At 74.0% G+C, this 13,339-nt stretch carries 8 protein-coding genes; 2 read left to right on the forward strand and 6 right to left on the reverse strand.

Annotated features, from left to right (window positions below; translation table 11 throughout):
• Window positions 1–6: 6 nt before the first annotated feature.
• Window positions 7–918 (reverse strand): sucrase ferredoxin, encoded by a 912-nt coding sequence (locus ACZ6QO_RS01705; RefSeq protein ID WP_465846642.1) that lies wholly within the window; start codon window positions 916–918, stop codon window positions 7–9.
• A gap of 315 nt (window positions 919–1,233) precedes the next feature.
• Window positions 1,234–2,862 (reverse strand): glycerol-3-phosphate dehydrogenase/oxidase, encoded by a 1,629-nt coding sequence (locus tag ACZ6QO_RS01710; RefSeq protein WP_465847225.1) that lies wholly within the window; start codon window positions 2,860–2,862, stop codon window positions 1,234–1,236.
• A 146-nt stretch (window positions 2,863–3,008) separates the two neighbouring features.
• On the opposite strand from ACZ6QO_RS01710, the gene ACZ6QO_RS01715 reads away from it, so the two are divergent.
• Window positions 3,009–4,604, forward strand: a complete 1,596-nt coding sequence (locus ACZ6QO_RS01715) for an FAD-binding oxidoreductase (RefSeq protein WP_465847227.1) — start codon at window positions 3,009–3,011, stop codon at window positions 4,602–4,604.
• A gap of 157 nt (window positions 4,605–4,761) precedes the next feature.
• Entirely contained in the window at window positions 4,762–6,402 is a 1,641-nt protein-coding gene (locus tag ACZ6QO_RS01720) for a metallophosphoesterase family protein (protein WP_465846643.1), read from the forward strand.
• 79 nt (window positions 6,403–6,481) lie between these two features.
• On the opposite strand, the gene ACZ6QO_RS01725 is transcribed toward ACZ6QO_RS01720, so the two are convergent.
• The 4 genes from ACZ6QO_RS01725 to ACZ6QO_RS01740 all read right to left on the reverse strand — a co-directional run bounded on the left by ACZ6QO_RS01725 (window position 6,482) and on the right by ACZ6QO_RS01740 (window position 13,197).
• Complete coding sequence (locus ACZ6QO_RS01725; RefSeq protein WP_465846644.1) at window positions 6,482–9,025, reverse strand: serine/threonine-protein kinase; 2,544 nt, start codon at window positions 9,023–9,025, stop codon at window positions 6,482–6,484.
• A gap of 137 nt (window positions 9,026–9,162) precedes the next feature.
• Window positions 9,163–10,545 (reverse strand): YlbE family protein, encoded by a 1,383-nt coding sequence (locus ACZ6QO_RS01730; protein ID WP_465846646.1) that lies wholly within the window; start codon window positions 10,543–10,545, stop codon window positions 9,163–9,165.
• Complete coding sequence (locus ACZ6QO_RS01735; protein WP_465846648.1) at window positions 10,542–11,924, reverse strand: FdrA family protein; 1,383 nt, start codon at window positions 11,922–11,924, stop codon at window positions 10,542–10,544. Before ACZ6QO_RS01735 ends, ACZ6QO_RS01730 begins: the two co-directional genes overlap by 4 nt.
• 373 nt (window positions 11,925–12,297) lie before the next feature.
• Complete coding sequence (locus ACZ6QO_RS01740; RefSeq protein WP_465846650.1) at window positions 12,298–13,197, reverse strand: oxamate carbamoyltransferase subunit AllH family protein; 900 nt, start codon at window positions 13,195–13,197, stop codon at window positions 12,298–12,300.
• Window positions 13,198–13,339 lie beyond the last annotated feature (142 nt).

Raw genomic sequence — 13,339 nt, forward strand, 5'->3', positions numbered from 1 at the left:
GGAGCCTCAGGTCAGAACGGGTGTGCCGCACTGGAAATGCTCCAGTGCCGCCAGCCGGTAGGTCGTGATCGTGTCGGCGCATGCCGTACCGCACGGCGCGAACACCGTGCGCTCGACCACAACCCGGAAGCCGACGTCCCCGTGGCGCACAATCGCCTCGGTGACGTCACCGTCCGACCTGGTGGATTCCACGGCCACTCCGCCGACCGAGAGATCGCCCGTGTGTGCGCGGACGAAATGCTCGGCGGCCTGCGATGGCTCAGGGATGCCTGCGCGTCCCCGGAAACGGTCGAGAACGATCTCACCGTGCCGGTACGCGTTTGCCGCCGCGATCGCGGCAGCCTGAGACATGCTGCCGTAGTAAAGCCCGTGTGGCAAGCACACGAGGTTAGCGGCGTAGCGATCGCCGCCCACATGAGTGGTTTCCCACACTCTTCCCGGCTGGCTCTCACCCAAAACCCGCGCGATGGGAAGGCCAATGCGGGCACAACACGCGTTGCGCCTGGCATGCGTGCAGACCAGGAACACCGGCTCCTTCACCAGTATGCAGGACTCCGGAACCACTCCGCGCACGAGAGATCCCAGGTCAAGATCGCCCGGGTCGTCGAAGAACCCCTCGGCCAGCCACGGGACCCGCGCCGTGGTATCGGCGACCATGAGCCGGAAGGGTGTGGGGGTGGCGCGGCGCTGGAGCGGACGGCGGATGAGCTGGGGCCGGACCCCGAGGTCGGCGGCGCGCCGGATCAGCGCGTGGACCGGCTCGGGCAGGTCGCAGTCGGCGAGTTCGGACGCCCACGGACCGGAGTGCTCGATGAGCAGCCAGAACCGCGCCTTGGTCGTCGCGCTCGCCAGCGTGGGCACCTCGCCCGTGTGGCAGCCTGCCGGGTGATCACACCCCCGTGCCCGCTTCGTCGTCACGCTTCCTCCCCCGATGACTTAGGTAAGGATAACCTAACGGCGCGAGGCCCCTCGCGCGAGGCCCCGTTTTCGCCCGCTGTCCGGTCGGCCAGTTGATATGCGGCTTTGTCGATGTGAGATAAATCACTGACCGATTTTCCTGGGCCCGGTTGCCTTCCGAGGCCCGGAGGCGTTAGCCCAGCGGCCGTGACCCCGGACCGCCAAGAGAGCGGACGCCGACGAGCCCGCGGTCACCAGGGGGACGCCGGCGGGCCCGCGGCGCCCGGAGGACGGTGCCGGCGGGGCCGGGGCGCCCGCGAACGGCGCCGGCGGGCGCTATTCGGCCGACGCCGGGGCGGCGTGCTCGCGCAGAACGCGTTCGGCCGCGGGCAGCGCGACGGCGCGGTCGTCCGCCACCAGCCCGACCCGGGTGCGCCGGTCGAGCAGGTCGCCGGCGTCCAGGGCGCCCTCGTGCCGCACCGCCCACACCAGCTCGGCCACCGTCACGCCCAGCGGCAGGGTCTCGGCGAAGGCCGGGTCGCTCAGCGCCAGGGCGTGCACGGCCGCCGCCTCCCACCCGTAGCGCTCGACCAGCCGCCGCGGTGGCCCGCCGGCGTCCACGCCCGTGCCCGCGTCGCTCGCCGTGCGAGCGTCCTCCGTCGTGCGCGCGTCCCTCGCCGTGCCCGCGTTCCCCGTCGTGCCCGCGTCCCTCGCGGTGGCGGCCGGTGACGGGGGCCGGGCGCCCACCAGGGGCAGGCGCGCGGTGCGGCTCGGCGGCGCGCCGGGGAACGCGGCGTCGACGGCGTCCTGCGCCATCCGCCGGTAGGTGGTCAGCTTGCCCCCCACGACGGTCAGGACGCCGTCAGGACCCGTGATGACCGCATGCCTGCGGGAGAGGTCCGCCGTGCGCCCGTCGCCGCTCAGCAGCGGTCTCAGACCCGCGTAGGCCCCCGCCACGTCCTCTCGCGCCACAGGAGTCCCAAGAACCGAGTTGAGGACCTCCAGCAGGAAGACGACGTCCGCCTCGGGCGCCTCCGGGACGTCCGGCACGGGACCGTCCACCGGCTCGTCCGTCAGCCCCACGTAGACCCGTCCGTCGGCCTGCGGGAGGACCAGCGCGAAACGGGCGCCCTGGCCCGGGATCGGCACGTGCAGGCTCGCCCCCGGCTCGCCGAGGACGCCCGGGCGCAGCACCAGGTGCGTCCCCCGGGACGGCCGAAGCGGCACCGAAGGCGACAACTGCCCGGCCCACACGCCCGCCGCGTTGACCACCTTGCGGGCCCGGACGGCGAAGACCTCGCCCGACAGTTCGTCGCGGACCTCGGCGCCGTCGCCGTGCAGCGACAGGGCGCGGCACCTGGTGAGCACCAGCGCCCCGTGGGCGGCCGCCGTACGCGCGATCGCGACGACCAGCCGGGCGTCGTCGACGACCCGCCCGTCGAACGACGCCAGCGCCCCGCGCAGGCCGTCGGCGCGCAGCGCGGGGAACAGGTCCCTGGCATGGGCGGCCGTCACCCGGGACGGGCCCGGCAGCAGCCGGCGGGGAGTGCCCGCCGAGGCCCGCAGCAGGTCGCCGAGCCGGTACCCGGCCATCATGGTCGCGGCCCGCGCGGAAGAGACCTCGGGCGTCAGCGGCAGCAGGTACGGCTGGGCGCGCACGAGGTGCGGAGCCGTGCGCGCGAGCATCGCGCCGCGCTCGACGGCGCTCTCCCAGGCCACGCCGATCTGCCCCTTGGCCAGGTAGCGGAGCCCGCCGTGGATCATCTTGGAGCTCCACCGTGAGGTGCCGAACGCCAGGTCGTGGGCGTCGATCGCGGCCACGGACAGCCCCCGCGACGCCGCGTCGAGCGCGACCCCGGCCCCGGTGGCGCCGAGCCCGACGACCAGCAGGTCCACGACGGTCTCACGCGCCGCGGCCAGCTCGCGCGCCCGCCGTCCGGCGTTCAGCGACGACCCCGGGTGCACCCCGGGAGACGACGGAGGCGTGCCGGGCGAAGAGCCGGGGGAGAGCGTCACGGTGCGGCACCTCCTGGAGGGTGCCCCGCCGGGATGCCACGGCCGGGCGTGTCACAGTGTAGGACGTGGAAACTCCGAAGACCGCGGCCGAACCGATGCTCTGGTCCGGCTGGGGCGACCCCGCCAAGGCCGCCGAACTCCCGCAGTCCGTACGCAAGCTGCTGAGCGAGCTACTCGGCGTGCGCGAGCCCGCCGAGCCGCCCGCCAGCTTCGGCGAGGTCAGGCTGGGCCCGGTGGCCCTGTCGCCGCTGGTGCTGGCCGACCTGCGCCGGGCCCTCGGCGCCGACCACGTCCGGTTCGACGACGACGCGAGGATCCGCCACACGCGCGGCAAGTCCACGCCCGACCTGCTGCGCATGCGCGCCGGCGACGGGTCGGAGGCGCCGGACGCGGTGGTGCTGCCGGGTTCGCACGAGGAGGTGCTGGAGGCGCTGCGCGTCTGCGCGCGCCACCGGGTCGCCGTCGTGCCGTTCGGCGGCGGCACCTCGGTGGTCGGCGGGCTCGCCGCGTCCCGGCAGGGCTTCGCCGGCGTGGTCGCCATGGACCTGGCGCGGCTGAACCGGCTGCTGTCGGTGGACGCCGAGTCCATGGTCGCCGAGCTGGAGCCCGGCCTGCGCGCCCCCCAGGCCGAGCAGCTCCTGGCCGCCCACGGCCTCACCCTCGGCCACTTCCCACAGTCCTACGAGTACGCCACCATCGGCGGCTTCGCGGCGGCGCGGTCCAGCGGCCAGGCGTCGGCGGGGTACGGCCGCTTCGACGACATGGTGATGGGCGTGACGGTCGCCACTCCGCGCGGCACGATGGAGTTCGGGCGCGCACCCAAGTCGGCCGCCGGGCCCGACCTGCGCCAGCTCGTCCTCGGCTCAGAAGGAGCCTTCGGCGTCATCACCTCGCTGCGGGTGCGCGTGCGTCGCGCGCCGACCGAGAAGGTCTACGAGGGCTGGAGGTTCCCCTCGTTCAAGGCCGGCACGGCGGCGCTGCGCCGCCTGACCCAGGACGGGCCGATGCCCACCGTGCTGCGCCTGTCCGACGAGACCGAGACCATGGTCGGCCTGGCCAAGCCGGGCGAGATCGGCGGCGTCCAGCCCGACGCCGGTTGCCTGGCCATCCTCGGATACGAGGGGGAGGGCGAGGACGTCGCCTACCGGCGCGAGCGCGCCGCCGGCGCGCTGTCGTCCCTCGGCGGCGTCTATCTCGGGCCCGAGCCCGGGGAGGCATGGGCGCACGGCCGCTTCAGCGCCCCGTACCTGCGCGACGCCCTGCTGGCGGCGGGGGCGACCGTGGAGACGCTGGAGACGGCCTGCTTCTGGTCGGGTATCCCGCGGCTCTACGACGCCGTGCGGCTGGTGCTGAGCGTGGCACTCGGACCCGCCGACGCGGCGGAGCAGGCGAACCCTCCGCTGGTGATGTGCCACCTGTCCCACGTGTACCCGACGGGCGCCTCGCTGTACTTCACGGTGGTCACCGCGCAGAGCGACGATCCGCTGGGGCAGTGGGAGACCGCCAAGCGGGCGGTCAACGAGGCCATCGTGCTGGCCGGCGGCACCATCTCCCACCACCACGGGGTCGGCAGGGACCACCGGACGGCCTACGCGGCCGAGATCGGCGACCTGGGAGTGGAGATCCTGCGCGCCGTCAAGCAACGCCTGGACCCGCCCGGCATCCTCAACCCCGGCATCCTGATCCCCTGACCACCCCATCCCCCTGACCACCCTGTCCCCTGACAACCTCGCCCCCGGCCGCCCCCGGCCGCCCCGGCCGCCCCCGGCCGCCCGGGGCGGGGTCGCGGGTTCGTTCCGGTTGGCGATTCTTCCCGTGCGATCCGGCAAGATCCGGAAAGATGGGGGCATGGTGGATGTGGATCGGGCGGCCGAGCACGGCAAGCGCGCCTCGTCGCGCGTCTCCGAAGAGGGCGCCGGGTGGTCCTGCCAACAGATCGGCACGTACCAGAAGCTGCGCCCTGACACGAGATCGTTCTCCTGGCTGAAGTTCGCGACGCTGATCCGCTCGCGCAACGAGATCCTCGCCCAGCTGTTCGGCGACCCGTCCAACGAGGTGCGCCGCCGGTGGATGGCCGCCCGCGAGGAGCAGGGCGCCGACCCCGACCACCGCATCGAGATCGACCCGGGACCCGAGTACAGCTTCCTGCTGCTCGGCGACACCGGCGAGGGCGACGCCTCCCAGTACGCCGTCGTTCCCGGCATGCTCGCCCTGAGCGCGGACACGTCGTTCGCCGTCATCGCCAGCGACGTCATCTATCCCACGGGCTCGGGCAACGAGTACGACGACAAGTTCTTCCGCCCGTACAAGGACTATCCGGCGCCGATCTACGCGTTGCCCGGCAACCACGACTGGTACGACGGCCTCGGCGGGTTCATGCGCGTGTTCTGCGACGCGAAGGCCCTCCAGGACGGGCGCCGCGGGTTCTCGCTCTCACCGGCGGGCCTGCGCGGCCTGCTGTGGAAGCGGCCCGAGATCATCGACGAGCCGCGCCTGGCCGAGGCGCGCCGCCGCCGGTCCCTGCCCGGCCAGCAGGCGGCGCAGCCCGGGCCGTACTGGGTGATCGACCTGCCGGGCCTGCTGCTGGTGGGCATCGACACCGGCATCCGCGGCACCATCGACCGCGACCAGGGCGCCTGGCTGCGACGCGTCTCCGCCGACCCCCGGCCCAAGGTGCTGATCACCGGCAAGCCCATCTACGACCGCAACGAGTACCACCCGTGCCCCATCGAGGACGGCGGCACGGTCGACGAGATCGTCCGCGACCCGGCGAACAACTACGTGGCCGCCATCGGCGGTGACACCCACAACTACCAGCGCTATCCGGTGTCCGTCGGCGACCGCGTCATCCAGTACATCGTGGCCGGCGGCGGAGGGGCGTTCATGCACGCCACCCACACGATCCCGCGGGTCGACGTCGGCGGCGTGCACGAGGACGACTTCAGGTGCTACCCGCTGCGCGGTGACTCGCTGTCGTTCTACAGCAAGCTCTACAGCGAGCGGTACGGCATGCGCTGGCTGTACCTCACGCCGGACGAGGGCCTGGTGCTGATGTCCGACCAGATCGGCAACATCCCGCCCCGCCGCGTCGGCACCGCCGACGGACCCGGCGCCACCCCGCCCCCGCCGCAGGGTGCCGCGCCGGCGGGCGGCCGGCCGGCTGCGGGCGGGGATGAGCCCGCGGTGGCCGGCCCGGACAGGCCGCGGCGGATCACGACGAGGATGAAGTGGGCCGCCAGGCTGCTCGGCGGGCGTTCGATGCCGTTCCGGCTGCCGGTGGGACGCACGTTCCACCGATGGTTCTCCGAGCTGTCCGACTGGGACGACCCGCCGTTCTTCAAGAGCTTCCTGCACGTGTCCGTCGAGGCGGGCGTGCTGCGCATCCGCTGCTTCGCGGCGACGGGCTGCCGGCTTCAGGAGATCCAGCCACCCCTGGAGGACGTGGTCGCCATCCGCCTGTCCCCGCTCCCGCCCACCGGCGATCGCTGACCCTCGCCCCCGGGAGCCGCCGCGAACCGGCCGACGGGAAACCTCCGTGTGGCACGGCGGGCGCCGGGAGCGGCGATCGTCAGCTCGCGGGTTTGAAGCTGCTCCAGAGGACGGTCATGGCCTGGCGGTTGTCCGCCTCGTCCCATTCGGCGTCGGGGGCGGTGAAGGTCACCTCGTAGGCCGACTTGTCGTCCAGGGCGACGTACCTGGTCACCGCGTGCGTCGTGACGTTGGTGAGCGCGGTGTAGGTGTACTCCCAGACGCTGCCCTGCCACTTGCCGTCGCCGAGCGGGGAGGACTCCAGCCGGGTCTGGGCGTAGTCGGTGAGCGTCGCCTCGTCCTTGGACTTGGTGAGCAAGTCGAGGCCGTCGTCGCCGGTCGGGGTGACCCGCTTGATCTGGATGCGCCGCCCGGTGTTCTTGGGCCCGGTGTAGGTCACCGCCTGATCCGACGCCGACACCGTCCAGTCCTTCGGGATCGACACCGAAACCCCGGCGGCGGTGTGCGTTCGGTACCCGTCGGGGATCACCGGCGCGGCGAGGGTGTCGCCGCTCTCGGCGGGCGCCGGCGACGCCGGTCCGGCGTCGCCGGCGGAGGTCACCAGCGGAGTCGCGACATTGCCGTCCGTCGGGGACCCCGTGGGCCAGAGCACGAACAGCAGCGCGGCCACCACGCCGATGACGCCGATGCCCGCGAGCACGAGCAGCACGGGGGAGCGGCCCTCGCGCGCGTCGTCGTCCCCGTCGAGCTCGGGCCTGGTGCGGCGCCCGCGCCCGTACGGGCCGCCCTCCGGCCGCTCGGACGAGCCGGCGCCCGGACCGGTCGCCGGTTTGGCGCCGGGCCCGCTGAACGGGTCACCGCCCGCGAGGTCCTTGGCGAGCTCGGCGGCCAGGTTCGGCGAGGCGCTGGGCGGCCAGACCCGCGACCCCGGCGTCCCGGCGACCAGCGAGCCCTTGTCAGGGTCCTGGGACGACAGGTCGCTCAGCGCGGCGTAGGGGCCCGACGGAGGGTCGGCCGGACGCAGCGCGTCGTACGGGCTGCCCGTCTGCGGGCCCGAAGGACCGCGCAACGCGTCATAGGGGTCGGGCGTGCCGTCGCGAGCACCCCTCTGCGGTCCCGAGCCGCTCCTGAGCGCGTCGTACGGCGCGGCCTGCTGCGGACCGGAACCGCTGCTCAGGGCGTCATAGGAGGCCGCTTGCTGCGGTCCCGAGCCGCTCTTGAACGCGTCGTAGGGCGCGGCCTGCTGCGCACCTGAGCCGCTCTTGAACGCGTCGTAAGGTGCGGCCGGCCGTGGTCCGGACTCGCTTCTCAGCGCGTCGTACGGGCCGGCGGGCTGCGGGCCCGTGGGGCTCCGCAGGGCGTCGTAGGGGTTCGGGCGCGGACCGGTCGCGTCGAGGCCCGCGTCGAACGACTGCGGCCCCGAAGGGCTCCTCAGCGCGTCGTAGGGGTTCGGCCGCCCGCCCGAGGGGCTCGCGAGCGCGTCGTACTCGGGCCGGGCCGCGTACGGGCCGGTGCCGGTCTGGAACAGGTCGGGGCGGTCGCCCGCCTGCGCGGCGGGGTTGCGGTCGACCGGCACGCGCACCGGGCCGGACGGGGTCTCGATGATGCGCGACGGCATCGGCCCGGACGGGGTGTCCAGCGGGGGCAGCATGTGCACCGGCGTGGTCTCGCTCTGCACCGGCAGGACGGCGCTCGGCCGCTCGCCGCCCCGCAGGGGCAGCCCTGAGCCGTGGGTGCGCAGCACCCGTTCGAGCAGGTCGGCGGCCTGGGCGGCGGGCATGCGGTCGGCGGGGTTCTTGCGCAGCAGGCCCTCGATGACCGGCAGAAGCGCTCCGGCGCGCTGCGGGCGGTTGGGCTCCTGGGTCAGCACGGCGCCGAGCACCGCGACCGCGTCGGGCCCCTCGTACGGCGGACGGCCCTCCACGGCGGCGTACAGCGTCGCGCCGAACGACCACAGGTCGGCCGCGTGAGTGATCGGGCGCCCCTGCAGCCGCTCTGGCGGGATGTAGGCGGGCGAGCCCATGAGCAGGCCGGTCTGCGTGATCGTGACGTCGCCCTCGATGGCGGCGATGCCGAAGTCGGTGAGCACCACGCGGTCGGCGGTGAGCAGCACGTTGCCCGGCTTGACGTCGCGGTGCAGGATGCCGGCGGCGTGCGCGTGCCGCAACGCGTCCAGCACGCGGATGCCGATCTCGGCGGCCTGCACGACCGGCAGCGGCCCGCTCTGGCGCACGGCCTGCTCCAGCGACCAGGCGCGCACCAGCTCCATGACGATCCAGGGGCGGCCGTCCTCCTCGACGACGTCGTGGACGGTGACGATGCCGGGATGGCTGAGCCGGGCGGCCGAGCGCGCCTCGCGCAGCATGCGGCGGTGGGCGACCTGCTTGCCCGCGCTGTCAAGGCCGAAGGGAAGGATGAGCTCCTTCACCGCGACGTCGCGGTCGAGCAGCACGTCGTGCGCGTGCCAGACCATGCCCATGCCGCCACGGCCGACCGGCGAGAGCAGGCGGTAGCGCCGGCCCACCAGCCGTCCCTGGCCCTCCGGCGCGACGCCGGCATCCCCCAGGGGACTCTTACCCTCGGCCATGGAGGGCGCCCTCCCGAGCGCGCCATCGGTCGTCATACCGCGGTCCCCAATTCACGCTCGTCCGCGTCATATCCCCATTTGTGGATCATGTAAAGGTCATCGGCATCGTCTGGACTGTGAGACTGGCCACTGATATTAGGGTCAAAGTCGGGTCAATGGGTATTCGTTCAACTTTAAAGTTCCATGAGAGCGGCGAGGGCCTTGGTGAACGCCTCGGCCGGCGGAGTCACCAGACCGGCTCCGACCTGCCCGGTTCCGGCCACGCGGCCGGCGATGCCGGTGTTGACCACCGGCAGCTGCCCGGTTCTGGCGATCAGGGCCACGTCGATGCCCGTGGGCGTGCCCCGGAAGCCCAGCCCGGGGATCTGGTACGCCGGATGCTCGGCCAGCGTGATCTCGTACATGGAGCGGGTCGCGGCGACGGCGTCCGACACGTCGCCGCCGACGAAGCGGACGATCGCGGGGGCGGCGGCCATCGCGAACCCGCCGAGCCCGGAGGTCTCGGTGATGGTGGAGTCGCCGATGTCGGGATTGGCGTCGTCCGGCCCGTACGCGCCCAGGTAGAGGCCGTCGGGGACGCCCGCGGGCCCGGTGAACCACCGGTCGCCCAGCCCGGACACCTGGACGCCGAAGTCGGTGCCGTTGCGCGCCATGGCCACCACCAGCGACGACCCGGGGACGTCGCGCGCGGCGTCGGCGCTGACCTTGCCCGCGGCCATGCCTGCGTTGAGGAAGAAGTGGTCGTTGCCGTTGATGAAGCGCAGCACGGCGGCGGCGTGCTCGGGCGAGGCGTCCACCACCGAGGGGGCGAGCTCGCGGGCGAACAGGGAGGTGGCGGCGCGGTTGCGGTTGTGCAGCTCGTCGCCCATCTGCAGCGCCTGGGCGATCAGTGAGCGCAGGTCGATCGGGCCGCTGAGGGCCAGGGCGGCGGCCAGCACCGGGCCGAGCACCTCGCCCATCCAGCGCAGCCGCTCGATCACCTCGGTCCCGTACGCCCCGTAGCGCAGCACCTTGCCGAGGCCCTCGTTCAGCGAGCAGTACGCCGTGCCGCCGTGCTCGTCGTCGACGACCTCGAACATCCACATCGACGGGCTCACCACCCCCGCCATCGGCCCGACCGTGCGGTGGTGGTGGCAGGAGTCGAGCCGCACGCTGCCCGCGACCAGCAGGCGCTCGGCCTCCTCGGCGTCCGCGGCCAGGCCCTCGAAGACGGCGGCGCCGATGAGCGCCCCGCGCATCGGGCCGGAGGCGCGTTCCCACTCGATGGGCGGCCCGGCGTGCAGGAACGTGCGGGGCGGCAGGTCGAGCACCTCGCGGGCCGGGCGCACCCCCACCAGCTTGGGCCGGGCCGACACCAGCCGCCCGACGGCGACCTCGTTGGCCCGCTCGCGGCGCGGATCGGCCAGGAGCTTCGCCAGGGCCTGCGACGTGCCCGGCAGCGGGGGCCGCCAGTCGACGCCGAGGCGGGGGACGGCCTGCTGGTCGAGCGCCTCGGCCAGCACGGCGGCGCCGACGCTGATCACCTGCGGCTCGCCGTCGAGCATGGACAGCCTCACAGTGCCCTCCTGACCAGGCTCGCGGCGTGCCGGGCGGCCGCCGCGTTGGAGGTGAAGACCGAGGCCCCGGCCGCGACCAGGGCGTCGGCCTGCCGCCGCAGCCCCTGCGGGTCGGCGCCGGTGCCGACCAGGGCCACGACCACCGCCACGCCCCGCTCGGCCGCCCGGCCGACGGCGGGCGCCAGCCGCGCCGAGGGGTCGGGGTCGGCGGCGTGGCCGAGGACGACGTCGAGCAGCACCACGCCGGACGCGGCTTCGAGCGCCTCAAGGCGCACGGTGGGGTCGATCATCGGGTGGGGGCGGCCCAGGGTGTACTCGTCGTCGCCGAAGTCGGTGAACGTGCCGGCTCCCGCGATGATCTCGGCCTCGGCGCACAGGGTGCCGCCGGAGTACAGCCCGCACAGCTCGGCCGGGCGCGCCTCACGCGGGACGACCCAGCTCGGCCACTCGGGAACCGGCAGGCCCAGCGCCCGCAGGGCCTTCTCGGCGGCGGCGGTCAGGTCGTCCTGGCCGGGGCCGAGCAGCGCGGTGACGACCGGGGTGGACAGCTCGCCGACGGCACGGCGCACGACCTCGGCGACCTCGGGGGCCGGCGGCTTGGAGATGAGCACGATGAGCTCGGTGGCGGGGTCGGCGTCCAGCGCGGACAGGGCCGCGAGCGTGGAGGCGCCGCCCACCGCCGACGACAGGTCTCTGCCGCCGACGCCGAGGACGTGGCCGACCCCGGCGCCCGCGTGGTCGAGCAGGCACGTCACCTGCTGGGCGCCGGTGCCGGAGGCGGCCACCACGCCGACCGGGCCTGGACGCAGCACGTTGGCGAAGCCCAGCCCCACGCCGCCGACGACCGCGGTGCCGCAGTCGGGACCCATGACCAGCACGCCGCGCTCTCTGGCCCGCTCTTTGAGCAGGACCTCCTGCTCCACGGGCACGTTGTCACTGAAGATCATGACCGACAGCCCGGCCTCGACGGCGTCCATGGCCTCGGCGAAGGCGTGCTCGCCGGGGACCGAGACCAGCACCAGCGAGGCGTCCCACGACCGGGCCGCCGACCGGGTGGTGCGCGGCGCGCTCTGGCCGCCCGCGTCGGCCGCCGCCCCGCCCTTGGCGAGCGCGGCGAACTGGCGGTCGAGCTCGGCGGCGGCGTCCTCCAGCGCGGCGGGGCTCTCGGCGCGGACGGCGACCAGCAGGTCGGTCGGCCCGGCGGCGGGGACGGCGAAACCGGCGTCCCGGGCGAGTTCGAGGTTGAGGTCGGTGGCCATGGCCACCACGGCGACGGTGACGCCGGGGCGCGAGCCGAGCGCCTGGCTGACCCGCATCAGGCTCACCGAGTCGTGATAGAGCCCGGCGCGCACCTCGACCCGATCAGTGCTCGTCGTCAACGGTCGCTCACCGCCCCTCGCATGACGTTCGCTCCACTCTCAATGGTCGCTCACCGCATCTCAGCCGATTTCTCACACGATTTCTGACAGGTTTTGTGGCACGAAGTCCGTCGGGACGGCCAGACGGCGACGGTGCCGCCGCCTCAGCCGCAGGCGTCCGCCCGGCGCGGCCCCTCCGCCGCGGGCCTCACGGTCGTGCTCGTCGTCGTGGTGGTCTCTGGCGCCGCTCGCGGGTCGCGGCGGCCACCCCAGGGTGCCGTGCCGCTCGTGCCCGTGGTCGCCGGTAGGTCGCCGTGGTCGATTGTGCGTCGCTCTGGTCGCTCAGGTGGCTCTGGTCGATTGTGTGTCGCTGTTCGCTTGTGCGGAGCCGTCGTCAAAGGGTCGCGGACGGCTCCGCGCCGCCCAGGCGCAGCACCGCCGACATCCCGGCCCGCAGGCCCCAGGCGAGGTCCGCGCCCGAGGTGTGGCCGAGCCGCAGCAGCCGGTGCACCGCCGGTTCGAGCGGCTGCCGGCCCGCCACCGCGCGCAGCACGGCCAGCGCCTCCGCGCACGCCTGGCCCTGAGCGGCGCAGTGCAGCAGCGTCGCCGAGATCGGGGTGGTGCGGGTGCGCGCGTCGAAGGCGACCGTCGCCGCCAGCCAGTCGGCCAGCCACACGGCCCGCTGGACGCCCGCCGCCCCGCCGAGGCGCCGCAGCGCGACCAGCATGCCCGCGAGCATGTCGTCGCCGCTCGGCGTCAGGCCGGGGCCGAGCCCCATGAGCCGCTCCGCGGCCGTGATGGCGCTCAGGAGCGAGCCGGAGGCGCAGCCCTCCGCCAGCAGAGCCCCCGCGCCGCCGGGATCGAGCCCGGTCTCCCGTACCGAGGCCCCGCACACCTCGCCGAACGACGGCAGGGCCGCCGCCACCTGCTCCAGGTCGACGGGACCGAGCGCCGGAGCGGGGTCCCACCAGCGGCGGACGTGCACGGTGACGCGGCCGATCTCGACGCAGCCGTCGCCCACGGCGGCCTCCTCGCCGCCGGAGACCTCGGGTAAGGGGTCGCCCACCACCACGGCGTTGGGCAGCCGGGTCGCGTCGCCGGTGACGACGGCCACCACGAACGGCTCGACGTCGGTGCGGATCTCCAGATAGAGGCCGCGAGGGAAGGCCGCGAGCACCCGCGCGGGCCGCCGGGGCGACTCCAGCGCAGGGCGCAACGCCGTGCTCGCCGCCCCGAACGCCTTGGTGCGCGCCGGCGGGCGATGTCGGATCGATGTACGCGTCCCCACTGTCACTACTCGGCCTCCCCGCGAGTCTGGGGAGAACGTAGAACGGTCCCGAAGCCCGACGTACGGAGAAAGCTGACAACACTTCTGCCTGTAGTTGGCTCTTGTTGACAGGAGAAGTGTTCCGTCAGAATCACTGAAAAGGCGTTTC

It is taken from the genome of Sphaerisporangium sp. NPDC049457 (genome assembly GCF_055586705.1).

Excerpts from the sequence above, each read along its gene's own strand:
- ACZ6QO_RS01715 (WP_465847227.1), top strand. The coding sequence starts at position 3,009 with ATGCTCTGGTCCGGCTGGGGCGACCCCGCCAAGGCCGCCGAACTCCCG.
- ACZ6QO_RS01725 (WP_465846644.1), bottom strand. The coding sequence starts at position 9,025 with ATGACGACCGATGGCGCGCTCGGGAGGGCGCCCTCCATGGCCGAGGGT.
- ACZ6QO_RS01720 (WP_465846643.1), top strand. The coding sequence starts at position 4,762 with ATGGTGGATGTGGATCGGGCGGCCGAGCACGGCAAGCGCGCCTCGTCG.